A 24053-nucleotide genomic window follows, 5' to 3' on the forward strand; every position below is an offset into this window, starting at 1 on the left:
GGATGGATCATGAAGACGTTGTGTTTCTTTTTAATTTTTTCCCTGTTCTCCCTGCTCGGGGCGCAAAATTTCTGGAATACGCCGCCTACCAGCGTTCCCAAAAAGCCGGTAAAAGAGCTGACTTTTATCGCCTATTTTTTTAATAAAGCCGTGCTGAACAATATTTACGCGCGCAATGATTTTTTAAAGGGCCAGGTGGTTGGGCGACTTTTTGGCGGAAACACCACCAACACCTCTTCCGCTGAATCGTTTTATTTTGAACAGCGTTTATTACCTTTTTTTATCTACCAGCCTAAATTGTTTGACGGACGGGCCATCTTACGCGCCAGCTTTGAAATCGACTGGACCTGGGGCGACGCTTCCTATGGCGTGGGTGGTAATTTTGGTTCGGCATTTTCCGCCGATCAGGTGAATCTTCAAACCCAGAATGTGGAGTTAGAACTCATTCCGCGCAAGGGCTGGGCCGTCAATTTAGGTTTGCAAAGGCTGTTTGACACGCCGTACAATCCATACCGCACCTTTTTTGAAACCATGACGCTAACCGGTTACCGGCTGGCTTTTTGGGGCAGCGACGCCGTGGGCATCAGCGTTCGGCATGACCGCGATTATTCCCGCTTTAAAGCTGGATACTACCAGCTTTACGAAAATAATATCGAACAGAAAGACGACGTGGTTTTATGGGAATTAATGGCTGAAAAAGATTTGACCCCAACCTGGCGTCAGGGCGTTTCATTATGGTATGTGCAGGATCGCGCTTCCGGCGAAGGCGGAGTTTCCATTCTGGGCCAGGGATTGAATAGCCTTTTAAACGATTACAACGGCGTTTTTCGTTTTAACACCATTGGCTCGCAAAAGTACAAAGCCGATATCTTCTGGCTGGGCACATTCTGGAATCGGAATGCGGAATACAAACTGGACCGCCTGGCGCTTGGCGGCTTTGCCGTTGCCAATCTTGGGAAGGTACAAATTCAAACCGCAGACGGCTGGCAAAAATTAGCGGACATCGCCGGGTTTGCCGCCAACTTCCGCTGCGGTTACCGCTACGGGCAAACGCGCCGGGATGTTTTTGAAGCGGATATTTTACTCTCCTCCGGCGATGATAACGGTCTGCAGGATAAAAAATACCAGGGCGTAATCACGGGCAACACCTGGGGCTCGCCCGGGGCCATTTTTATCAGCAGCGGTAGTTACCTGCTCTTTCCGCATGGGAACGTCGTTAACCGCTATCTGGCGCTCGTACCCGATCTTTCAAATATGGGACGCGGATTACTCGGCGGCACGCTCAATTTTCACCGGGCGTTTATTCCCAACAAATTGTACGGTAAGGCAGGGCTGGCTGTTGGTTCGGCTTTTTCCGCTCCTACCGGCGGCGGCAATTTAATCGGGTACGAAGCCAATGCCATGCTTGGCTACCAGGCCGGCGTTTTTATGAACACTGAATTGCACGCAGCCCACGCCTGGCTGGGCGATTTCTACAAAAGCCGTCAGGTCAATGGCGATCAGCCTGGCAAACCACACAACCCATGGACCGTTTTTCTGGCCTTTAAATGGCTGATGTTCTAAAGAGAGGTGCGTCATGAAAAAAGCGTTTATATTTTGGAGTTTAATATTGCTTTTAACCGCCTGTATGCAACCTTACAAAGGTTTAAAACCCATGGAATTTTCTGAGCTTAGCTATCCCTTTCCCGTCCGGTACCAGCAATTAGCCAATCAGATTAACCTGGCTTATATGGAGCTTGGAACCGAAGGCCCGGCGCTGATTTTTATTCATGGCCTGGGCAGTTACGCTCCGGCCTGGAAAAAGAACCTGCCGGAACTAAGCAAAATAGCCCGTTGCTTTGCCGTCGATTTACCCGGCTATGGAAAATCCAGCAAAAGCGCGTATCCCTTTACCATGGAATTTTACGCCGATGTCATCAAAGAATTTGCCGCGGCCAAACAATTGTCCAGGGTGATCATTGTGGGGCATTCCATGGGCGGACAGATTGGCATGGTCATGGCGCTGAAATATCCGCAACTGGTTTCCGGACTGGTGCTGATTGATCCTGCGGGCTTCGAAGCTTTTACGCCCGGCGAAAAGCAGTGGTTTAAAGAGGTAATGAGCGTCGATCTGGTAAAAAATACGCCGGTACAAACCATTCGCGCCAACGTAGTGGCGAACTTTTACAACCTGCCCAAAGACGCGGAGTTCATGATCACCGACCGCATCGCCCTGCGGCAGGCCGGGGATTTTGAATGGTACTGCTATGCCGTTTCGCGTTCCGTGGCCGGCATGGTCGATCAACCCGTTCTCGATAAGCTGGATAAAATCATGCAGCCCACGCTCATCATATTCGGAAAAAACGACAACCTGATTCCCAATCCTTATTTACATGGCGGGAAAACGGAAGATATTGCGCGCCTGGGTAAGGAAAAGATCGCCAACAGTCAATTGCTACTTATCCCTAACTGTGGACACTTCGCGCAGTTCGAAAAGGCACAGGAGGTTAATAAGGCCATTAAGCAATTTCTCAATCAATGGAAACAAGACTGACGCTGCGGCTTCTTATTCAGTCCTTTTTCTTTGTAGAAAATTAGAGTAAGGTGAGTTTTCCCTGCAAAACCGATCTGTCTCATCCTGTCACTCTGAACGGAACGCCAGTTAGGGGCGCGTGAATTCGGGACGTAAATCCCGATCATCGCAACGGAGCGAAGAATTTTCTTGTTGTTTTCGGAATGCTTCGGGCCTGTTCCAAAATTTGAACTTCACTCAACATTTTTACATTATTGTGTACGCTCTAAAAAAGGCGAGCTATCATTTCTGAGGGTGTCTCAAAAGCGACATCAAATGAATATTTCATTGTCTTTGACTTTTGGGACAGCCCCAGAACCCTTTTAACTCCAACAAAAACAATCTCACTATGAAAATGTTTTCTTACTGGAATAAAAAAAAATATCTTTTTAGCGCTAACTCTTAACTTTTTCGAACAAATTCCGTAAATTTGGGTAACACAATTCAAATCTGATCAAAAACTAAGGGAACTTACACATGAATGAAAAAAACTTAATGACTTTTTATGCCACCACCATATTGGGAGTCCGCCACAATGGGCAGGTAGCGCTGGCCGGCGACGGTCAGGTAACCCTGGGCAACACCATAATGAAACATTCCGCCACCAAGATTCGTCGTTTGTACAATGATAAAATTTTAGCCGGTTTTGCCGGCGCGGCCGCCGACGCCTTTACGCTGTTTGAGCGTTTCGATCAAAAACTGGAGCAGTACTCCGGCAATTTGCCCAAAGCGGCGGTAGAACTGGCCAAGGACTGGCGCTCTGACAAATACCTGCGCCGTCTGGAAGCGCTGCTGGCGGTATTGGATCAAAAATACACCTTTATCATCTCCGGCACGGGCGATATCATTGAACCGGACGACGGCATCGCAGCCATCGGCTCCGGCGGGCCCTATGCACTGGCAGCCGCCCGCAGTCTGGTACGCCATTCTGATCTGAGCGCCGAGCAAATCGCCCGAGAAGCGCTTAAAGTCGCCAGTGAAATTTGCATCTACACTAACGACCAAATTCGCGTGGAGGTATTGTAATGGATACGATTAAAAACCAGAAGCTATATGACGAAACCATCCGGTTAATGGCTGAATTGACGCCCAAGGCCATCGTAAAAGAACTGGACAAATACATCATCGGACAGGACAAGGCCAAGAAGATGGTGGCCATTGCCCTGCGCAACCGCTGGCGCCGTCAACAGGTGCGCCCGGAGCTGCGCGAAGAGATCATGCCCAATAATATCATTTTAATCGGCCCCACGGGTGTGGGGAAAACGGAAATTAGTCGTCGTCTGGCCAGACTTTCCAACGCTCCCTTTTTAAAGGTCGAAGCCTCAAAGTTTACCGAGGTCGGTTACGTGGGGCGCGATGTGGAATCCATGATCCGCGATCTGGTGGAAATTGGCGTTCAAATGGTGCGTGAAGAAAAGACTAAAGAGGTGGAGGCCAAAGCGCGCGAACAGGCCATTGAACGCGTGCTTGATCTGCTGCTTCCTCCCATCAGTCAGCGTCCTAAACCGGTCGGTGAAATGGAAGAGAGCGACGAACTGGAGTTACGCCACCAACGCACCCGCGAAAAACTGCGTTCCCAATTGCTGGCCGGTCAGCTGGACGATCGCATGGTAGAAATTGACACGCCGGCCGATTCGACGCCCATGATGCAGATCTTTTCGCCCATGGGCATCGAAGAGATGGGCTTGAATATTCAGGAACTGTTTGGCGGCCTGATGCCCAAAAAGATGAAAAAGCGTAAAACCACGGTTTCGGAAGCCGTAAAAATCCTTACCCAACAGGAAGCGCAGAAACTGATCGACATGGAAGAGGTGGTGCGCATTGCCGTGCACCGTGTGGAAAATTCCGGCATTATTTTTCTGGATGAAATTGACAAAATCGCCGGCCCGTCCAGCGGCAAACACGGTCCGGATGTCTCGCGCGAAGGAGTTCAGCGCGATTTACTGCCAGTGGTAGAAGGCACCTCCGTTCTCACCAAATACGGCATGGTTAAAACCGATCACATTCTGTTCATTGCGGCCGGCGCCTTTCATGTGAGCAAGCCGTCGGATTTAATACCTGAATTGCAGGGACGTTTTCCCATCCGCGTTGAGCTGAACAGCCTTACAGAAGATGACTTTGTGCGCATATTAACCGAGCCTAAAAACGCTCTTATCACTCAATATCAGGCCATGTTAGAAACCGAAGGCGTAAAACTGACCTTTACGGATGAGGCCATTCGTGAAATAGCCCGCATCGCAACGGTGGTAAATTCTCGCGCTGAAAACATCGGCGCCCGGCGTTTACACACCATCCTTTCTACTCTGCTGGAGGAGATTCTGTTTGAAATTCCCGAGAAAAAGCAGGAAGAGCTGGTCATCGACAAAGAAATGGTCAGCAAAACTCTGGAAGCCATCGTAGAGGACGAAGACCTGAGCCGGTATATTCTTTAAGCAGAGAAGGTCTTGTAGAGGAAGGACGCCGGCTTCCGACCAACAACACAGCGCGACGCACGTTAGTTATTTAGACCTGATAGTATTATCCAGATGAGGGAATAGTGTAAATGACATAAACAATGAGGAATTACGAAAGAGTAAACTTTAAGTAGAAGTTTCAACAAAAACCACCTTGAAAAGCCGATATTTTTTGTAATTATAAGATTTCTCTCTCCGGCCAGAAAGCGGGAGAGAGAAATGACCAATTGCCGTTTTTGAAGAAATCTTACGAAGCTCGTTGTAAAATCCCCCATTCCCTGCCCATGGTTGTCTGATTATTTTCTATGTTGCGCCTGGTCTTTTTTTAACCTAACTTTATCCTAAAACACGAACACAGGTACGATTGTCCAATGCCAAAAGATTACGCCGATGTCGATTACGCCAGCTTAACCACCGGCGATCGCAATCCAATTAAACGCCATTTACAAAAACTGCGTTTGCAGCACAGTTTACGCGCCTTAAAAAATGTACAAAAGAATTTTAACGGCGCCATCCTGGATTTTGGCGCAGGAAACGGCGAACTGTGTAAACAGATCAGCCTGCGCCTCCCCCATTGTACAATAGTGTGCTACGAACCTTCCGCTAAACTGCGCAGGCAGGCGGTTGAAAACACGCAAAATTTTCCCAACATTACCGTGATCGGCAACCTGAAAGACAGCCCGGTGGCTACCTTTGATTTTATCTTTTGCCTGGAAGTATTCGAACATCTGCCCGACCAGCCCATGGAATCAGCCCTGAGCAACCTGCGATCTCTTTTGAAAAAAGAGGGAAAACTGATCATCGGCGTGCCCAACGAACTGTACCTGCCCGCGCTGCTTAAAGGTAGTTTGCGCCTCATGCGTCGTTACGGCGAGGTGGACGCCCGACCGCTCAATATTCTAAAGGCTTTTGTCGGTCAGCCACCCCAAACACGAGAAATCGTTGCTTTTGACGGACTGCCTTACATCTTGCGTCACATGGGCTTTGATTATCGTACATTCCGAAAAAAAATCTTAAATCATTTTCAGATCAAACGCTCTTACGGCAGCCCGCTCCCCTTTTTGCCGATAGGCTTGAACTTTGAAGTGTATTTTATCTGTCAACACAAAGCGGAGTAAACAGTGGAATTGAAATATCAAAATCACGTCAAACACTACCAGATTGATGCCCGGTATTTTGATTATTTTTCTTCGAACAAGTTTTTGGAGGACGAAATTGCCAGACGCTACCAGGCAATCGTTCACCTTTTAAAACCCACAGTCGGACAAAAAATTCTGGAAATTGGTAGCGGCGGCGGGCAACTTTTAAAACATTTACCGGCTGCCGATTTTTTTTACGTTCCGCTGGATCTGGCCTTAAGCAATCTTAAAAAGATCAAACAGCAATACACCCAAAAAAATCTGCCGGTTACAGGCGATGTTTTTGCCCTGCCTTTTCGCGCAAAATCATTTGATATCGTCATCATGGCCGAAGTGCTGGAGCATCTGGATCGTCCGCTCATTGCTTTAAAGGAGTGTCATCGGGTGTTAAAACAAGGCGGCCGACTGGTCCTTTCTGTTCCATATAAAGAAGTGATCCCATATTACATCTGCATCCATTGCAATAACCCAACGCCCAAAAACGGGCACCTCCATTCGTTCGATTTAACCAAATTGGAAGAATGGACTCAAAATGCCGGATTTGTTGCCCTTAAGTCCTCCAGATTCCTTAACAAAGCGTTCAATCGCCTGCACTTGAGCCTGGCCTTAAAAAATTTTCCATTTCCAATATGGAAACGGATTGACGGATTTTTTAATTTTTTGATTGACAGGCCCACTTCCCTAATTCTTCTTTGCAGGAAAAACAGCGAATGAACGAATTTGAGCGCAAGGCATTTAAATAGGAATATAAAATATTCTGAAACTGTTTAAAAATCAGGCAATAACACGTTTTTTTACAGAGAATACAGCACATGCAAAATAAATATCAAACAACAGATTGGTTGCCGACCACCGTAAAAGAGGCGCAGCAACGCGGCTGGGATGAACTGGACGTGATTCTCTTTTCCGGCGACGCCTATCCCATCTTGAACACTAAAACGGCTTAAGTTATTTAAAAACAACATGTCGTTCTTTTTTATTACCACTACAATATTTAAATTCTTATCTTTTTCATACCTAATGGCTTGGGCTTGATCTTAAATGCCTGCGCCATTAAATAATGGATCGCCTCCGGTTCGGTCGTATCTCTTATAACTAATAAATCTCCTTTCTGCGTTTTCATCTCCACGCTTACTCGCTGCTGTACGGAAAGTAATTCACGAATGGTTGTCCAGCGATGATAAACGCCTGCATCATGTAATTGTTTTTGAAGACTTATCAATACATGAAAGGCTAAAATCGAAATGAAAATATGCCCTTCAATGCGTTTATCCTTCTGGTGAAAATTAGGCCTTAAGCCTAATTCACTCTTCAACGAGCGAAATCCATCCTCCACATCCGTTAAACTGATGTAGAGCTGCCAAATCTCACGATCCGTTAAATCCAGACGACTCGTCCGTAAATAATACGTGCCGGAAAATCGATCATCCATCTTTTGCTCATCTTTTATCTTCCAGCTGATCTCTGTCACGATACCATTGTGATGCTCAACCGTAATATCATAAAAATAGGCCACCTTTGCATGACGTTCCTTTATGCGGCCAATGCGTTCTAAAACCTTGGGATATTTCTTCGTGCCTCGTTTCTTGTGCAAACTCTCCGCCGCATATTTCAACTCCGCCTCAAAGCGCTGCTGATGAAATTGTCGAATGGCTTCCTCTTTCTTTTGCCTTGAGGCGCTGCGACAGTATAAATAAAGCTCTTTATCCTTACGGTAAAGATAGGCTTCCACTTTATGGCGTTGATCGTGATTAATCTCTTTAAAAGCATTTTCTTCGATCTCGATTTCCGGTTTACTGCGTGAGACAACCAGATAGTCGTGTCCACGCTTTGTGATCAGTTGCAAGTTCTCTTCTGTGGCAATCCCGGCATCTAAAATAATCAATTTCCTGACTTTGCCGCCTATCGTATCCAGAATTTTAGACAAAGTCTCTGGTTCGGAAACATTGCCAGAGAAAAGACGACTCTCCTTGGGGAATCCATCCTCATCCAATACCAGGCCTAAAGTAACCAGGGGCATATCGTGACGCTTATCTTTACTACGTCCGCGAGCCTTGAGTTCACTGGTACGGCTACTCTCAAAATACGTATTGGTTAAATCGTACAGGATGATCTTTTCCTGCAAGGAAAATAACAGACGCTCTTGCTCTACTAAACCATTCTCGATTTTGTCCTTATGTTCTAATAATTGATCCGTAATTCGATAAAGTTTATTGTGAGAAAGTCTTGAAAGGTCTAACTCTAAAAGCTCATCGATGGCGCTTTGCTTTTTGACCCAGCGTAAGGTCGCCCATTCGCTTGAGGGGTGCACCAGGCGCCCAACGATCAACAGTTCGGCCAGTTTAATATCCTTCTCCTTAAAGCCCAGCTTTTTTAAAAGTTCATTGAACTTAAGCTTTCTTAACATCATCAAACTGATGTATTCGCCTCCTATACTGCGAGCATCTCTGAATTTGACAGAGCCCGTAAAAATGGTCTCGGTTTCCTGTGGGCTTTCTTTTTTTTCTACCTTTTCTTGTTTTAGTTTGTTTTGAATTAAAAGCGAGGCATAGCGCTGGGCTAATTGTTCAATTTGCTCATCCACTTCGATCAGTGAAGTTTGTCCGCTTATGATCTCTTCGATGCGATTGGCAAGTGTTTTCCATTGGTCTTTAGGAATGGTAAGCTTGCCCAGGTTGAGCAATTTTCTTTGTCTTGGGCCTTTTTCAGTACGATAGGATTCGACCAATTGATGGTAAACGAAGGTTTTATCGTACCCTTTATTCTTTTTTGTGACTTCTTTAATAAACATGTTCAAATATAATCATATCAGTCAATTAAGTCAAGGGGGAAACCAATATAGTATGGGGCACTACAACGACATCTCGAAAACTCGATCCAAAAAAACCAATAACTTACAAAAACCGAAGGTGGAAATTTGGTGATTTGGGCTTAAATTTTGTTCAAGATGGGCTATGTGGATCATCCTGCCTTTGGCACGGCGGTTATCGGGCGCCTTATTGAAACCGAAGGGTTGCGCGTGGCCATTGTGCCTCAGCCCAACTGGCGCGACGACCTGCGCGATTTTAAGAAGTTTGGTCGGCCACGACTGTTTTTTGCCGTTACAGCCGGGGTAATGGATTCCATGGTCAACCATTACACGGCGCGCAAACGTCGCCGCTCAAACGATGCTTACACGCCTGGCGGTGTACCCGGCTTTCGCCCCGATTATCCCACCATTGTGTACACCAGCATTCTAAAAGAGCTTTTCCCTGAAGTTCCGGTGGTGATTGGCGGCGTGGAAGCCTCACTCAGACGCCTTACGCATTACGATTACTGGGCCGATCGCCTTCGCCCTTCCATTTTGTTCGATTCCGGAGCGGATTTACTGATTTACGGCATGGGCGAACAGCCTCTACGTGAATTACTGCGTTTGCTCAAAAAAGGCGTACCCTTCCACACGCTTAAAACCATTCGTCAGACAGCCATTTTGTTAGACAGCCGCCAGCCGCCGCCAAAGGTAAAAAAATGGAACACGCTGGAATTGGCCTCTTTTGAAACCTGCTTAAAGGATAAAAAGGCCTTTGCCCGTAATTTTAAATTCATTGAAAAAGAATCCAATACGCTGGAGCCGGGAACGGTTCTGCTACAAAAAACAGCCAATAAAACGGTTTGGGTCAATCCGCCTTTTCCGGTTATGAGCGAAAAAGAAATGGACTACATTTTCGACCTGCCTTACACGCGATTGCCGCATCCTAAATACAAGCGGCGCGGCCCCATTCCGGCTTACGAGATGATTCGTCATTCCATCAACATGCATCGCGGTTGCTTTGGCGGCTGCAGCTTTTGCACCATCTCCGCGCATCAGGGTAAGTTCATCGCCAGCCGTTCGAAAGAATCGATTTTAAAAGAAGCCAGAGCCATCACGCAAATGCCTGATTTTAAAGGCTACATCAGCGATATGGGCGGGCCGTCGGCTAATATGTATCGGATGGCGGGTATTGATCTGGATTTGTGCAAACAATGTAAGCGCGCCTCCTGCATTTTTCCCAATATCTGTTTCAACTTGAACATCGACCATCGTCCGATGATCGACATCTATCGTTCTGTTGCGCAAATTCCGGGAGTCAAAAAAGCCTTTGTCAGCAGCGGCATTCGCTATGACCTGCTGGTAAGCGATCAAAAAGCGTTCGATAAAAAGTACGGCCTGAGCGCCTATCTGGAGCAGGTGGTTCTACACCACGTTTCCGGACGTTTGAAGGTGGCGCCCGAACACACCTCAGAGCGTGTGCTGCGCATCATGCGCAAACCATCGTTTAAAACGTTTTTTGCCTTTAAGAAAAAATTTGACGCCATCAATCGCAAATACCGATTAAAACAGCAATTGATTCCTTATTTTATTTCCAGCCATCCGGGCAGCGCTCTGGAAGACATGGCGGAACTGGCTGCCATAACCAAAGAGCTGGGATTTCATCTGGAACAGGTTCAGGATTTTACGCCCACGCCGATGACGTTGGCGACCGTGATTTATTACAGCGGTTACCATCCTTACACCCTGCAAAAAGTGTACACAGCGCACACTATAGAGGAGAAAACGGAACAGAATCGCTTTTTTTTCTGGTACAAAAAGGAAAACAGAGGCTGGATCAGAAAGCAATTAAGCCGTATGCGGCGGCCTTATCTGTTAAAGAAATTATTGGGATAAACATTTTTGCCGCCTGGCTGAAAGAATTTTCAATTATTTGACGTCAGGCCAAACCATCGAACATCCTATTGGCTTTAATATTTGTTGATGATCAGAAAAAAACATTCTTCCTGCCGGTAGTTTGCTCTGTAATGTTTCAGCGGGCTTGTTTCTGTCAAATCATGGAGTCTGTTAAAACGGGAAGAAGCGCGCACCTTAATGTGAATGCTGTAGGAATAGCAGAAAAGACGGAACAACCAGGCCGCCGGGGAATTGATCGGTTTGCTTAATACCTGTTCAGATAGGTGGAGGCCAGAGGTTCATTCCCGCTTTTATGACCGCGCCTGTAAATTTTTGTTGCATCGCATATTACGATTCTGCCCAGAGAACGTTGATGACCTTTACGCCGTGATCCTTGCATTTTATTCCTGGCATCTCGCAGATTACGTAATTCTTCATCTGGCAGGTATCTAAATAGTGCCATCTCTTTCTTCCGTGGTAAAAATAGATATCATATTCTCAACCATATTCAAGACAGGGGCTTTTTTGAGTTGTAAATAATTTCAATATCTACTTCTTCTTTTTCGACATGTAATTCAACGTTTGCCACTTGCCAGGGACTCGGAAGACCCAGTATCTGTTTGTATAATTCTTTATCTTTCATAATTTCAATCTAAACATTATTTCTATTTTTTTTCAAGAATAGAAATAGTGCCATTAAAATTAATGCCCGTTCCTTTGTGCTAATGAAATTTAGAAAACGTACTGAGCCTCGTTCTTTGAATGAGTGTGGTTATAAAATAAAAGCACGCTGTGCTGAGTGTCGGTTAAGCAACTCAGGCAAAAATATACTTACGTGTAGGGCTGGAATTTGATTTTTACTATTTTAAAAAGAAAGTGGTTTTAGTTTGACTTTAAAAGCTCTTATTTTTAAAATGATAAAACGTTAGCGACCTTTCTGTGGCAGGTAAAATTAAACTTTATTGCAACCAAACGTTCAACCAGACGCCCAGAGGTCAGGGCTGGTTAATCTTATCGTTGAGCGGCCAATAAGATAAAAGGGAAAATATGGCAAACAAAAAACAAAACGGCGCCAATCTGGTCTTTGAAAACAAACTCTGGGAGATGGCCGATAAGCTGCGCGGTCACATGGACGTATCGGAATATAAGCATGTGGTACTGGGGTTGATCTTCTCCAAGTACATTTCCGATGCCTTTCAGTAGAAATACGAGGAGCTCAAAGGCCGACAGGAAACCGATTACACCGACCCGTAAGACCGCGCGACGAGTATCTGGCCGACAACATCTTCTGGGTGCCTCCCGAGGCCAGATGGAGCACCTGCGGGAAGACAGGCACCCGCAATTTATGCAACCTATGTAGAGGGGATTCTTATATGGAAAATGGCCAACTAACCTGGATCACCAATTTTATCTGGAACATTGCCGATGATGTGCTGCGTGACCTGTACGTTCGCGGCAAATATCGCGATGTTATCCTGCCTATGACGGTGATTCGCCGCTTTGATGCAGTGCTGGAGCCGACCAAACAAGCGGTGTTGCAAATGAAGGAAAATTTAGACCAGGCAGGCATTACCAATCAGGACGGCCCATTGCGCCAGGCAGCCGGACAGGCTTTTTACAATACTTCCCCTTTTACCCTGCGAGATTTAAAAAACCGTGCCAGTCGCCAACAACTGGAAGCAGACTTCCGCGCCTATCTGGACGGCTTCTCGCCTAATGTGCAGGAGATCATCGACAATTTTGAATTTCGTAATCAAATTCCCCGCCTTTCCAGAGCTGATGCTCTGGGAACACTGATCGAAAAATTTCTTGATCCGGCCATCAATCTGAGCCCCTATCCCGTCTTGAACAGCGATGGTTCGGTGCGCCTGCCGGGATTGGACAACCACGCCATGGGCACCATCTTTGAGGAACTGGTGCGCCGCTTTAATGAGGAAAACAACGAGGAAGCCGGCGAGCACTGGACGCCCCGCGATGTGGTAAAGCTGATGGCCCGGCTGATCTTTTTGCCTATTGCTGACCAGATCGAATCGGGAACCTATCTGCTCTACGACGGCGCCTGCGGTACCGGGGGCATGTTGACCGTAGCCGAAGATACCATGAAGCAACTGGCAACGGAACATGGGAAACAGGTCACTACGCATCTCTATGGTCAGGAAATTAATGCGGAAACCTATGCCATCTGCAAAGCGGATTTGCTTATCAAAGGGGAAGGTGAGGAAGCAGAAAACATTGTGGGGGGACCGGAATATTCCACCCTTTCCAATGACGCCTTTCCGCACCTGAAATTTGATTTCATGCTCAGCAATCCCCCTTACGGCAAAAGCTGGAAGAGCGACCTGGAGCGCATGGGCGGCAAGCAGGGCATCAAAGACCCGCGCTTTGTGGTGAATCATCGGGGAGAGGAGCTATCCCTGATAACGCGCACCAGCGATGGGCAGATGCTGTTTCTGGCCAATATGGTCAGCAAAATGAAGCACGATACCCCACTGGGCAGCCGCATCGCCGAGGTGCACAACGGCTCATCCCTATTTACCGGAGACGCCGGCCAGGGGGAGAGCAACATCCGGCGCTACATCATCGAAAATGACTGGCTGGAAGCCATCGTTGCCCTGCCGCTAAACATGTTCTACAACACCGGCATCGCCACCTACATCTGGGTGCTTTCCAACCGGAAACCGGAACAGCGCAAAGGCAAAGTGCAACTCATCGACGCCACGCAGTGGTACCAACCGTTGCGCAAGAACCTGGGCAAGAAGAATTGTGAGCTTTCGGAAGATGATATTCAACGCATCGTGGATGTCTTTCTGAAATTTGAAGAGAGCGAACAATCGAAGATTTTTCCCAACAAAGCCTTCGGCTACTGGAAGGTGATTGTGGAGCGCCCCCTGCGTTTGCGCGCGGACTTATCGGAAGTAAAACTGAACCGCTTTGCCCAACTGTGCAAGGAGCAGCAGCAAAGCGGTTTGGGCACCTTTATGAAAAGCGTTGCAAAAATTATGGGCGCCGGACCGCATCGGAATTACAATCTTTTTCTGGAAAAATTGACCCAACTGGCGAAAGAGGCAGGTATCAAGCTCAACGGCAAACAACTGAAACTGATCCGGGATCATCTTTGTGAGCGGGATGAACAGGCCGAACCCGTAATCCGGAAAATCCACCAAGCCGGAACCAAAGCCGATCCGCTCCATGGATTGGTTGAAATCGATCTTCATGGAAAAGCGCGGGTGGTGGAATATGAGCCGGACAGCGAATTGCGCGACAGCGAGCAGGTGCCTTTGCTGGAAGACGGCGGGATCGATGCCTTTTTGAAACGAGAGGTACTGCCCTACGCCCCGGACGCCTGGTATGATCCGAGCAAAGTGAAAATCGGCTATGAAATCAATTTCAACCGCTATTTTTACAAACCCAAACCCCTGCGCAGCCTGGAAGAAATCCGCGCCGATTTGCTGGCCGTGGAGAAAGAGGCCGAGGGACTGTTGGATGAGATTTTGGGAGGAAAAGAAGAATGAACGAAATTCAGGGTATAGCGAGAACTATCCGCGAATTGCTTAAAGGTGTAAAATATTCCATTGATTACTATCAACGGGAATATCGATGGGGAACGAAACAGGTTCTTGAATTACTCAATGACTTGACCAGCAAATTTCTCGAAGGTTACCAACCTGAGCACAAACGAGAACAGGTCGAAAAGTATCCCCACTATTTCCTTGGTTCAATTATCATAAGTAGCAAAGACGCAGGTAAGTTCATTGTAGATGGACAACAAAGGTTAACATCAATTACTCTCCTCTTGATTTTACTGAGGAACCTGCAACAAAATCGAAATGATAAAGTTTATATTGATGATTTAATCTATTCAGAAAAATTTGGAAAGAAATCGTTTAATTTAGTAGTGCCAGAACGCGAAGCCTGTTTAACTGCATTGTTTGAAGGGAAATCATTTGATTCAAACGGCATGTCAGAATCTGTTATCAATATTTACAATAGATATCAGGACCTTGAAGAACATTTTCCCGAAGAATTACGTAACCATGCATTACCATATTTCATTGATTGGCTACTGGAAAATGTACACATGGTAGAAATTACTGCTTATTCTGATGAAGATGCTTACACGATTTTCGAAACAATGAATGACCGGGGGCTTTCACTCACTCCAACAGAAATGCTGAAGGGTTATCTTTTAGCAAATCTTATTGAAGAAAAACGGGATGAAAGTAACCGACTATGGAAAAAACGAATTGAAGAAATAACGGAGTGGGGAAAAGATGTAGAATCCGATTTTTTTAAAAATTGGTTACGTTCCCAATATGCTCAAAAAATTCGAGAGAGGAAAAAAGGGGCGAAACCAGAAGACTTTGACCGTATTGGGACAGAATATCACCGCTGGATTAGGGAAAATAGCAAAAATATTGGTCTCACTTCAAGCGATGATTTTTACAATTTTATTCATCGAAACTTTAACTTCTTTATCCGCCAATACAATATGCTCATGAATGCTTCTCATGGAAATGTTGCGGAATTAAATCATGTGATGTACAATGCCCATCACGGTTTTACGTTGCAATATATGGTGTTATTAGCACCTCTTACGCTTGAAGACACTGAAGCAATTATTAAGCGAAAAATTCGTATTGCCGCGCGCTTTATTGACATATTGTTAGCCTGGCGTATCTGGAATTTCAGAAGCATTTCTTATTCAACCATGCAATATTCTATGTTTCTGGTAATGAAGGAAATCAGAGGACTGGAACCCAAAAAACTTGCGAAAACTTTGTATAATCGATTACAAAGGGAAGAAGAAAACTTTAGAAAGAATAGCCCATACCATCGGCGAGAAATTGGATTTTACATGCATCAACAAAATCGTCGTGCAATTCATAGATTGTTGGCAAGATTAACCGAGTATGTGGAAGTTCAATCTGGTTTAGATTCTAATTATAAAAATTATGTTAGGGAAGAAGGTAAGAACCGTTTTGAAGTTGAGCATATATGGGCGGATAAATACGAATATCATGAAGATGAATTTGAGCATCCAAGTGATTTTCAGGAAAACCGAAATCGGATTGGTGGATTGTTGTTGTTGCCTAAATCATTTAACGCCAGTTATGGTGATCTAAAATATGGAGAAAAATTACCTCATTACCTTAAACAAAATTTACTAGCGCAGTCGTTGCATCCACAATGTTATGAACACAATCCTGGATTTTTAAGATTTATTGAGCAAAGCGGTTTACCGTTTAAGCCTTATGAACATTTTGACAGAAAAGCATTAGATGAACGGTGCGAACTATATCGAATGATTGCCGAACATGTTTGGAATCCAGAAGATTTGTTGAGAGAGGTTTAAGGATGATCAAAAAACTCAAACCCTACCCCCAATACAAAGATTCCGGCGTGCCCTGGTTGGGAAAGGTGCCAGCGCATTGGGAGGTGTTTCCTAACCGTGCTTTGTTCGTTGAAATAAATGATCAAAATAATCTAAATGAACAGCTTCTTTCAGTAACCATTAATAGTGGTGTTATACAACAAAGAGAATTGTTGAATGTAAGTTCAAAAAAGGATAGCTCCAGGATTGATAAGTCAAATTATAAGTTAGTTATGCCTGGAGACATAGTTTATAACAAAATGAGAGCATGGCAAGGAGCAATCGGCCTTTCTCAATATCGGGGCATTGTTAGCCCTGCTTATGTCGTACAAAAACCGAAATACCAAGAATCAGGTCGTTTTTTTCATTACTTGTTCAGAACCCCTTTATTCATAAAAGAAGCAGAACGTTGGTCTTATGGTATTACTTCGGATATGTGGAGTTTGCGGCCTGAACATTTTAAGCTTATATATTCACCCCTCCCGCCTCTCCCCGAACAGCAAGCCATTGTGCGGTTTCTGGATTGGGCAGAGCGGCGCATCCGCAAAGCCATCCGGTTGCGGCAGCGGCGCATTAAGCTGCTGCAGGAGTACAAACAGGCGCTGATCCACCAGGCGGTTACCGGGCAAATCGACGTACGCACCGGCCAACCCTACCAGGAATACAAAGACTCCGGGGTGGAGTGGCTGGGAAAGGTGCCAAAGCATTGGGAGGTGGTGCGGCTAAAATATGTAGCACGATTAAAAAGTGGGGAGTCGATAACTTCAGAAAACATAGAAGAAACAGGTAAGTTTCCTGTTTACGGTGGAAATGGATTGCGTGGTTACACCAATGCATATACGCACGAAGGCGAATTTGTTCTAATAGGTCGTCAGGGTGCTCTGTGTGGAAATATAAATTATGCATCCGGCAAATTTTGGGCTTCTGAACACGCTGTTGTTGCTCAACCAAAACTGAAGTTTTCAGTGAGATGGTTTGGAGAGCTTCTACGAATAATGAACCTTAATCAATACTCTATGGCAGCTGCACAACCTGGCCTCGCTGTGGAACGTATCCAAAACTTAAAAATTCCCTTTCCATCTATAAAAGAGCAGGAAACAATTGATCGATTTATAAATGAACAAATCGTTTCATTCGACGCCGCCATCGCCGCCACCCGCCGGGCTATCGAGTTGCTTAAAGAGCTGCGAACCACTCTGATTGCCGAGGTGGTAACCGGTAAGCTGGACGTGCGGGAGGCGGCAGCCCAATTGCCGGAAACGCCGGAAAGCGAGATGGAGGATTTGGCGGAAATAGAAGAAGAAACCCCGGAACCGCAAGAAGAGGAACCCCTCCTCCAGGAGGAAGCGGATGACTGAAGAGCTGATCCCTAAACACGGCGGCTACCGCAAGCTGAAGACCTTTCAGCTGGGCCAGCTAATTTATGACCTGACGGTGCGCTTCTGTGACCGCTACATCGATAAGCGCAGCCGTACCTACGATCAGATGGTGCAGGCAGCGCGCTCCGGCGTGCAAAACATTGCCGAGGGCAGCCAGGTCAGCGGCACCTCCAAAAAAATGGAAATGAAACTGACCAACGTAGCCCGCGCCAGCCTGGAAGAACTGCGTCTGGATTATGAGGATTTTTTGCGGCAGCGGGGCATGGCGCAGTGGGAACCAGACCACCCGGCACTGAAGCGCTTTAAAGCCCGACGTTGTGCTACTTTGCAGGAAGTCAGAGATTGGATTCAGGACGAAAAGAAGCAGTGGAAAACCCGGACACACACTGACGCACACAGAAAGACCGATTCAAATAAAACCGCGGTATCCGTGCCCGTCGGTGTTAGTCAGGAGGAACCTGTACCAAGCTACGCCCAACTGGCAGCCAATGCCGCTCTATCTTTGTTGAATATTTGTTGTTATCTTTTAGACCGCCAGTTAGCTGCCCAGGCGGAGGCTTTTAAAAAAGAAGGCGGTTTTACCGAACGGTTGTACAAAATCAGGCAAAATCAGAAAAGAAAGAATAACCCATGACAACCGATACCTCAGAACGCGGTCTGGAAAGATTGATCTGCACAGCGCTAACCGGCAGCCCCTGCGAACCGGGGCGTTCCGGTAGCCTGGTTGCGGAACCCGTTGCGCCCTACGGCGGCGCCGGCTATTTCTGCGGCGACCCGGAGGACTATGACCGGGAATATTGCATCGATTTGTTCCAGTTAACGGTATTTTTAAAGGACACCCAGCCGGAAATCGCTTCAGAGCTGGATTTGAACAACGCAAGCCCCACGCGGCGCAAATTTCTGGCGCGCTTGCAGGGAGAAATCAGCCGCCGCGGGATGGTGGATGTCCTGCGCCAGGGGATCAAACATGGGCCCTATCAAATTACCCTGTTTTACGGCGCCCCCTCGCCCGGCAATGCAATGGCTCAGGAACTGTACCAGAAAAATCGCTTTAGCATTACCCGGCAGTTGCGCTACTCCAGGGACGAAACCCAGCGGGCGCTGGACCTGGTATTGTTCATCAATGGGCTGCCGGTGTTTACTTTTGAGCTGAAAAACCGCCTGACCAAACAAACCGTGCATGACGCCATCGAGCAGTACAAACGGGACCGCAACCCCAGGGAAAAGCTGTTTGAATTCGGGCGCTGCGTGGCCCATTTCGCCGTGGATGAAGAAGAAGTCTGGTTCTGTACCCATTTAAAGGGCAAGGCATCCTGGTTTTTGCCCTTCAATCAGGGCTGGAACGGCGGGGCAGGCAATCCGCCCAATCCGCAGGGCATCAAAACCGATTACCTGTGGAAACGCATCCTCAAAAAGGATAGCCTGACCAACATCCTGGAAAACTATGCCCAGATTGTGGAAGAACGGGATGCGCAAAACAAGCGCAAAAAGCGAAAACAAATCTTTCCCCGCTATCATCAATTGGATGTGGTGCGCAAGCTGCTGGCCCACGCGGCACAGCACGGCGCCGGGCATCGGTATTTGATTCAGCATTCCGCCGGCAGCGGCAAATCCAACTCCATTGCCTGGCTGGCGCATCAGTTGATCGGACTGCAGCAAGACGGCCAGCCGGTGTTCGACTCCATCATCGTGGTGACCGACCGTCGGGTTCTGGATCGGCAGATCAGGGACACCATCAAGCAATTTGCCCAGGTGAGCGCCACGGTGGGCCATGCGGAACGTTCCGGCGATTTGCGGAAATTTATTGAAAGCGGGAAAAAGATCATCATCTCCACGGTGCAGAAATTCCCCTTCATTCTGGATGAGATCGGCAATGAACACCGCGGGCGGCGGTTTGCCATTATCATCGACGAAGCGCATTCCAGTCAGGGCGGCAAAACCTCGGCGGCCATGAGCACGGCGCTTTCTGCCGCCGGCGCTGAAGAGGAAGAAGAGACCATCGAGGATCAAATCAACCGGCTCATCGAAGCCAAAAAGCTGCTGCCCAACGCCAGCTATTTCGCCTTCACCGCTACTCCTAAAAACAAGACACTGGAACTGTTTGGGGAACCCGAACCCCAGGACGATGGCACGGTGAAGCATCGCCCCTTCCACATCTACACCATGAAGCAGGCCATTCAGGAAGGGTTCATCCTGGATGTGTTGGCTCATTACACCCCGGTGAAGAGCTACTACAAACTGGTTAAAAAAATCGAAGATGATCCGGAATTCGACGTGCGCAAAGCTCAAAAGAAACTGCGCCGCTTTGTGGAAAGCCATGAACATGCCATCCGACTGAAAGCGGAAATCATGATCGACCATTTTCATGAGCAGGTGGTTGCAAAAGGAAAAATTGGCGGCAAAGCCCGGGCCATGGTGGTGACCAGCGGGGTGCAACGGGCCATTCAATATTTCCATGCTTTTCAGGCATATTTAAAAGAGCGCAACAGTCCATACCAGGCCATTGTGGCCTTTTCCGGCGAACATGACTATGGTGGCAAAAGGGTAACCGAAGCATCGTTGAATGGCTTTCCTTCCAATCAAATCCCCGAGAAAATCCGGGAAGAGCCATACCGTTTTCTGATCTGTGCGGATAAATTTCAAACCGGCTATGATGAGCCGCTTTTACACACCATGTATGTGGATAAGGTGCTTTCCGGAGTAAAGGCGGTGCAGACGCTTTCCCGGTTAAATCGCGCCCATCCCCAGAAACACGATACCTTCGTACTGGATTTCATGAACGATGCCGACACGATCCGGGAAGCCTTTGAACCCTATTACCGCACCACCATCCTGGCGGAACAAACCGATCCCGACAAGCTGCACGATTTGAAATCGGTGCTGGATGGCTATCAGGTGTATTCCCAGCAGCAGATTGATTATTTCGTGGAGCTCTATCTGGGAGGCGCTGACTGCGACAAGCTGGATCCCATTCTGGATCGCTGCGTTTTGGAATACGCCGAGCTGGATGAAGACGGGCAGGTGGATTTCAAAGGCAAAGCCAAAGCTTTTTTACGGACTTACAATTTTCTGGCGGCAGTGTTGCCCTACAGCAATGTCGAATGGGAAAAGCTCTCCATCTTTCTCAATTTTCTGGTGCCCAAGCTGCCGGCCCCGCAGGAAGAAGACCTGTCCAAAGGGATTCTGGAAGCTATTGATATGGACAGCTACCGGGTGGAAAAGCAACGTACCATGAAAATTGCCCTTGCCGATGAAGATGCTGAGATTGAACCGGTTCCTGCAGCCGGAGGCGGGCACAAAGCGGAACCGGAGCTGGATCGGTTATCGAATATCATCCGACAGTTTAATGACCAATTCGGCAACATTGAGTGGACCGATGCCGATCGGGTGCACAAGTTAATTACCGAGGAGATTCCTGCTAAAGTAGCGGCAGATCCCGCTTATCAGAATGCCAGAAAACACTCCGATAAACAAAACGCCCGCATCGAGCACGACAAAGCCCTGCAACGAGTGATGATGGCGCTGTTGCAGGATGACACCGAGCTGTTCAAGCAGTTCAGCGATAATGAGTCGTTCCGTCGCTGGCTGGCCGACATGGTGTTTGCCTTGACTTACAGCGAACCGGGCAACTTAAGATAGCCAGTACGACTTTATCGACGGTTTTGCCGTCACATGGGCGATGCGCTGCCGCGCGCCTCCTTCATTGGCTTCACTGGCACGCCCAGCGAGAAGGGTGACAGAAACACCCGCGCCGTCTTTGGGGACTACATCTCCATCTACGATGGTAGAGGACGGCGCCACAGTCCCTATCTATTACGATAGCCTGTGGCCAGGATCGAGCTGAATGAGGCCGAGAAGCCCAAGCTGGACTTACTGTAAAAGCATTACGGCGGGTTCTGGTTCTTGCTTGGCTTTGTGGTATAGTTTCTGTCTTAAAGAAGAATGCTTCTCTGGTAATCACGATTGCCTGAGTTGAGAATGGCATAAGAGGCTTCCCAATTATCCGTAGGGGGGGCTGTCCCAAAAGTCGATGAAAGTAAATTTTTATACAAAACATATTTTGGCGTTGAAGAGACAAGATGAATATTTAATAACTATTTTTTCCTTAATTTCTATAAAAAATCGCTCTAACGTTTCTAAAATGGTATTTTTTAGGCCTAAATTTTGACACTGGCTTGCCCGGTTTAAATTAAAAAAGATGTTAGCGCTATACTTATACATCTCGTTAACTAAACCGTACTCTTTCATCTGATTAAACATCTTTTTTAAATTATACGCTACTGCTATTATACCAAATTCTGTTTTTACTTTCTCTAATCCTCTTAATAAAAAGCCCCTTATTCCAAGATTATGCTTTATTTGTCCAAAAATTGTTTCTATCTCCGAACCTCGTTTGCTGATTAATTTTCTTCCTTCTTCCGTATTCAATCGAGAACGAACCTGCTTTTTATAATCATTAAGCATGACATTTACTCTAACAACACGCGCAGTCTGGCCCTTATAGCACTTCTCTTTCAATGCACAGCCTTCACAACTCTCACTACGGTAAATACGATGCTTTACTTTAAATCCCGTCGACGTAACATTTTCCTGTTCTCCAACATATTCTAAATACCGACCGGCAGGACATTCATAGCGATCTAATTCAGGATCATACCGCATGTTATCTATCAAAAAAGGATTCTCTTTGTATGACTTCTTTTGCTCTTTGTAATAACTACTGTATTTGATATAAGCTTCTACACCTTCTGATTCCAAATATGCATAATTCTCCTCACTTCCATAGCCTGCATCGCCTATTACTCGATTTGGTTGCCTACCATAACAACGCTTGTATGACTCCATAAAGGGCTTTAATAATACGCTATCATTCGCGTTCTGATTTATCGTATAATTCACTATAAATTGATTCTCACTTCCTACCTGAACATTATAACTCGGAAGCAAATCCGTATTATTATGATGATCCCGCTTCTTACTCATAAAGGTAGCATCCGGGTCCGTCTGGCTATAGCTATTCCTACCATTTAGAAGCTTTCGTTGCTTTTCATATTTACGTTGGCGCGGTAAATAATCCTTCTCTATTTTATTTTTTGCTCTCTTTAATTCCTTATTGTCCGGTTCCTTTTTTAACCGCTCATTCAATATATCAACTATTTGTTCAATCTGATGAGAGCTTAAAGTAACATCCTCTCCTAATTCTCCTAAATCTTTATTACCGTATAAACGATTCTCTAAATCATTCTCGTTATCTATCTTCTTTAGTAATTCCTTTAGCTTCTCTTGAAGTACTCTCTGGTAACGGTCTACATTCTTCTTCCAGACTGCCTTGTATTTATTCGCATTCGCCTGAAATTTGCTCCCGTCTATAAAAAGATCATTTAATTCGATATAGCCCAACTCCAATAATTGCTCAACTACATAGGTGAATACTTCCTCTATTTTTCCCTTCAATCGTGATGAACGAAAACGATTTATCGTCCTAAAATCCGGACGACTGTTCCCTGATAACCACATGAAATGAATATTCTCTCTTAAGGCCTTAGCTATCTGGCGCGAAGTAAATATCTTCTGCGTATAGGCATAAATGACTACTTTTAATAGCATCCGCGGATGATACGCGGCTCGACCGCCTCCTTTGTATTCTTTAATTAAAAAATCAATATCCATCTTATCTATGATGGCATTGATAAACCGAACCATATGATTGGGTTCTATGAGCTCATCTAATGAAGGCGGAAGAATAGTAAGTTGGTTTTGATCGGTGGTTTTAAATGGGATTTTTCGACAACTTTTTGGCTTCATGGTTTTTATTTTAAATTTAATATTTTCAAGTTATTAATGCAAGTTATTTTATGTGCTAAAGACAATAAATATAACTAATTTAAATCTTGTTTTTATTCATGTTTTTTTATTGAAATCTTTTACCTTTTCCATAATTTCGTATCATATTTACCAACAAAATTATATTTAAAAACCTGTATATTTATACATCTTAATTTACTTTTGGGACAGCCCCAAGCGGGTTTCCACCTACTTTTGACACAAACGCTCCTACAGTAAAGCCCCTTCGCTCCATTATGTTCCATAACTTCTTCACTACTATGGGCTTTTCCGACTTCTATTACAGACACTAAACAGGTTATGTTTTCCCTGTTCGTGTTGTCCATTTAAGAACTTCTGTAATAGATCTCTCAGGTTTCTCAACGAATCTTTCAGTGCGCGCCATCCTCAATCACTCCGGTAAGCCCGATGCTTGCTTTTACCTGTTGCTTCAGCACCGGTATTAGGTTTCCCCACCTCTGGAAGGTTGACCACTTTCACTTAGCGTAACGAGGCCGAGTCGGGTTCACTTACGTTATGGCTCACACTTTTGTCGTTCGAGGCTTCGCAGCATGGATCACTCCAATACTACGCTCGATTGACTACATGACCAAACAGGCAATTGTCATGATAAGTTCCTTTTCAACTTATGA

At 46.1% G+C, this 24053-nt stretch carries 17 protein-coding genes and 2 pseudogenes; 15 read left to right on the forward strand and 4 right to left on the reverse strand.

Features of this window, described 5'->3' with window-relative positions; translation table 11 throughout:
- Positions 1–9 precede the first annotated feature (9 nt).
- The 7 genes and pseudogenes from Cabys_RS13710 to Cabys_RS19855 all read left to right on the forward strand — a co-directional run.
- Positions 10–1563, forward strand: a complete 1554-nt coding sequence (locus tag Cabys_RS13710; RefSeq protein WP_006926697.1) for a hypothetical protein — start codon at positions 10–12, stop codon at positions 1561–1563.
- Between the two features lie 13 nt (positions 1564–1576).
- A complete protein-coding gene (locus tag Cabys_RS13715) occupies positions 1577–2533 on the forward strand; it encodes an alpha/beta fold hydrolase (RefSeq protein WP_006926698.1) in 957 nt (318 codons plus the stop codon).
- 495 nt (positions 2534–3028) lie between these two features.
- Complete coding sequence (gene hslV, locus Cabys_RS13720) at positions 3029–3577, forward strand: ATP-dependent protease subunit HslV (RefSeq protein ID WP_006926699.1); 549 nt, start codon at positions 3029–3031, stop codon at positions 3575–3577.
- Entirely contained in the window at positions 3577–4983 is a 1407-nt protein-coding gene (hslU, locus tag Cabys_RS13725; RefSeq protein WP_006926700.1) for an ATP-dependent protease ATPase subunit HslU, read from the forward strand. The genes hslV and hslU overlap by 1 nt, the downstream gene beginning before the upstream one ends.
- Positions 4984–5375: 392 nt before the next feature.
- Positions 5376–6122 carry a class I SAM-dependent methyltransferase gene (locus Cabys_RS13730; protein WP_006926701.1) on the forward strand — a complete coding sequence of 249 codons (747 nt, stop codon included), beginning with the start codon at positions 5376–5378 and terminating at the stop codon, positions 6120–6122.
- Positions 6123–6125: 3 nt separating this feature from the next.
- Positions 6126–6857, forward strand: a complete 732-nt coding sequence (locus tag Cabys_RS13735; RefSeq protein WP_006926702.1) for a class I SAM-dependent methyltransferase — start codon at positions 6126–6128, stop codon at positions 6855–6857.
- Positions 6858–6955: 98 nt separating this feature from the next.
- Positions 6956–7063, forward strand: a pseudogene (locus tag Cabys_RS19855) (hypothetical protein); the annotation flags it as partial.
- 74 nt (positions 7064–7137) lie between these two features.
- Here Cabys_RS19855 and Cabys_RS13745 read toward each other — a convergent pair.
- Positions 7138–8934 (reverse strand): IS1634 family transposase, encoded by a 1797-nt coding sequence (locus Cabys_RS13745; RefSeq protein WP_006926703.1) that lies wholly within the window; start codon positions 8932–8934, stop codon positions 7138–7140.
- 156 nt (positions 8935–9090) lie between these two features.
- On the opposite strand from Cabys_RS13745, the gene Cabys_RS13750 reads away from it, so the two are divergent.
- Complete coding sequence (locus Cabys_RS13750; protein ID WP_052304125.1) at positions 9091–10827, forward strand: YgiQ family radical SAM protein; 1737 nt, start codon at positions 9091–9093, stop codon at positions 10825–10827.
- 265 nt (positions 10828–11092) lie between these two features.
- Here the strand turns inward: Cabys_RS13750 and Cabys_RS13755 are convergent, their stop codons facing one another.
- Both Cabys_RS13755 and Cabys_RS20605 read right to left on the reverse strand, forming a co-directional pair.
- On the reverse strand, positions 11093–11290 hold the full coding sequence (locus Cabys_RS13755; RefSeq protein ID WP_044280939.1) for a hypothetical protein: 198 nt from the start codon (positions 11288–11290) through the stop codon (positions 11093–11095).
- A 45-nt stretch (positions 11291–11335) separates the two neighbouring features.
- On the reverse strand, positions 11336–11470 hold the full coding sequence (locus Cabys_RS20605) for a hypothetical protein (RefSeq protein ID WP_257786499.1): 135 nt from the start codon (positions 11468–11470) through the stop codon (positions 11336–11338).
- Between the two features lie 404 nt (positions 11471–11874).
- Here Cabys_RS20605 and Cabys_RS20315 point away from each other — a divergent pair, with 404 nt between their 5' ends.
- From Cabys_RS20315 to Cabys_RS20745, 7 genes and pseudogenes are all read left to right on the forward strand, one after another.
- Positions 11875–12030 carry a type I restriction-modification system subunit M N-terminal domain-containing protein gene (locus Cabys_RS20315; RefSeq protein WP_217183980.1) on the forward strand — a complete coding sequence of 52 codons (156 nt, stop codon included), beginning with the start codon at positions 11875–11877 and terminating at the stop codon, positions 12028–12030.
- 170 nt (positions 12031–12200) lie between these two features.
- On the forward strand, positions 12201–14339 hold the full coding sequence (locus Cabys_RS13765; RefSeq protein ID WP_006926704.1) for a type I restriction-modification system subunit M: 2139 nt from the start codon (positions 12201–12203) through the stop codon (positions 14337–14339).
- Positions 14336–16180 (forward strand): DUF262 domain-containing protein, encoded by a 1845-nt coding sequence (locus Cabys_RS13770; RefSeq protein ID WP_006926705.1) that lies wholly within the window; start codon positions 14336–14338, stop codon positions 16178–16180. The genes Cabys_RS13765 and Cabys_RS13770 overlap by 4 nt, the downstream gene beginning before the upstream one ends.
- A 2-nt stretch (positions 16181–16182) precedes the next feature.
- On the forward strand, positions 16183–17556 hold the full coding sequence (locus tag Cabys_RS13775; RefSeq protein ID WP_006926707.1) for a restriction endonuclease subunit S: 1374 nt from the start codon (positions 16183–16185) through the stop codon (positions 17554–17556).
- Positions 17549–18211, forward strand: a complete 663-nt coding sequence (locus Cabys_RS13780; protein WP_006926709.1) for a four helix bundle suffix domain-containing protein — start codon at positions 17549–17551, stop codon at positions 18209–18211. Before Cabys_RS13775 ends, Cabys_RS13780 begins: the two co-directional genes overlap by 8 nt.
- The gene (locus Cabys_RS13785; protein WP_006926711.1) at positions 18208–21216 is read left to right on the forward strand and encodes a type I restriction endonuclease subunit R; all 3009 of its coding nucleotides are present in this window, start codon (positions 18208–18210) and stop codon (positions 21214–21216) included. Before Cabys_RS13780 ends, Cabys_RS13785 begins: the two co-directional genes overlap by 4 nt.
- A pseudogene (locus Cabys_RS20745) lies at positions 21215–21447 on the forward strand (hypothetical protein); the annotation flags it as partial. The gene Cabys_RS13785 and the pseudogene Cabys_RS20745, both read left to right, overlap by 2 nt.
- A gap of 174 nt (positions 21448–21621) precedes the next feature.
- Here Cabys_RS20745 and Cabys_RS13795 read toward each other — a convergent pair.
- On the reverse strand, positions 21622–23382 hold the full coding sequence (locus tag Cabys_RS13795) for an IS1182 family transposase (protein ID WP_006926712.1): 1761 nt from the start codon (positions 23380–23382) through the stop codon (positions 21622–21624).
- Positions 23383–24053 lie beyond the last annotated feature (671 nt).

This window comes from Caldithrix abyssi DSM 13497 (assembly GCF_001886815.1).
GTDB lineage: Bacteria > Calditrichota > Calditrichia > Calditrichales > Calditrichaceae > Caldithrix > Caldithrix abyssi.

Coding starts and splice junctions, on each gene's coding strand:
- Cabys_RS13710 (WP_006926697.1), top strand. CDS start 10: ATGAAGACGTTGTGTTTCTTTTTAATTTTTTCCCTGTTCTCCCTGCTC.
- Cabys_RS13715 (WP_006926698.1), top strand. CDS start 1,577: ATGAAAAAAGCGTTTATATTTTGGAGTTTAATATTGCTTTTAACCGCC.
- hslV (WP_006926699.1), top strand. CDS start 3,029: ATGAATGAAAAAAACTTAATGACTTTTTATGCCACCACCATATTGGGA.
- hslU (WP_006926700.1), top strand. CDS start 3,577: ATGGATACGATTAAAAACCAGAAGCTATATGACGAAACCATCCGGTTA.
- Cabys_RS13730 (WP_006926701.1), top strand. CDS start 5,376: ATGCCAAAAGATTACGCCGATGTCGATTACGCCAGCTTAACCACCGGC.
- Cabys_RS13745 (WP_006926703.1), bottom strand. CDS start 8,934: ATGTTTATTAAAGAAGTCACAAAAAAGAATAAAGGGTACGATAAAACC.
- Cabys_RS13750 (WP_052304125.1), top strand. CDS start 9,091: ATGGGCTATGTGGATCATCCTGCCTTTGGCACGGCGGTTATCGGGCGC.
- Cabys_RS13755 (WP_044280939.1), bottom strand. CDS start 11,290: ATGGCACTATTTAGATACCTGCCAGATGAAGAATTACGTAATCTGCGA.
- Cabys_RS20605 (WP_257786499.1), bottom strand. CDS start 11,470: ATGAAAGATAAAGAATTATACAAACAGATACTGGGTCTTCCGAGTCCC.
- Cabys_RS20315 (WP_217183980.1), top strand. CDS start 11,875: ATGGCAAACAAAAAACAAAACGGCGCCAATCTGGTCTTTGAAAACAAA.
- Cabys_RS13765 (WP_006926704.1), top strand. CDS start 12,201: ATGGAAAATGGCCAACTAACCTGGATCACCAATTTTATCTGGAACATT.
- Cabys_RS13770 (WP_006926705.1), top strand. CDS start 14,336: ATGAACGAAATTCAGGGTATAGCGAGAACTATCCGCGAATTGCTTAAA.
- Cabys_RS13775 (WP_006926707.1), top strand. CDS start 16,183: ATGATCAAAAAACTCAAACCCTACCCCCAATACAAAGATTCCGGCGTG.
- Cabys_RS13780 (WP_006926709.1), top strand. CDS start 17,549: ATGACTGAAGAGCTGATCCCTAAACACGGCGGCTACCGCAAGCTGAAG.
- Cabys_RS13785 (WP_006926711.1), top strand. CDS start 18,208: ATGACAACCGATACCTCAGAACGCGGTCTGGAAAGATTGATCTGCACA.
- Cabys_RS13795 (WP_006926712.1), bottom strand. CDS start 23,382: ATGAAGCCAAAAAGTTGTCGAAAAATCCCATTTAAAACCACCGATCAA.